Genomic DNA, 286 nt, shown 5'->3' on the forward strand with positions numbered 1-286 from the left:
ATTACAGTGCGGTGAATGAAATTATATGGACTTAACGACACGAATCCAATAAAAAAAGCAGATACATCCCGTATCTGCGTTTTATTACTTTATTTGGCTAACTTTTGAAGTTCTTCGAAGAATGTAGGATATGATACGCCTACTGCTTCTGCGTCTTCAATTGTTGTTTTTCCTTCTGCTAGACTGCCGGCAATTGCAAGCATCATTCCGATGCGGTGATCACCGTAACTATTTACTGTATTGCCTTTTAGTGCTGATTTTCCGTAAATAATCATCCCGTCATCAG

The 286-nt window shown here is 38.8% G+C and carries 1 protein-coding gene; it reads right to left on the reverse strand.

The window, feature by feature from the left end:
• Positions 1 to 89: 89 nt before the first annotated feature.
• Positions 90 to 286, reverse strand: a 197-nt coding sequence (locus tag ACSG5Z_RS31745) for a carboxyvinyltransferase (protein WP_503827196.1), incomplete at its 5' end; no start/stop codon positions are given.

The sequence above is a fragment of the Bacillus pretiosus genome, from assembly GCF_051294775.1.
Classification (GTDB): Bacteria; Bacillota; Bacilli; order Bacillales; family Bacillaceae_G; genus Bacillus_A; species Bacillus_A wiedmannii.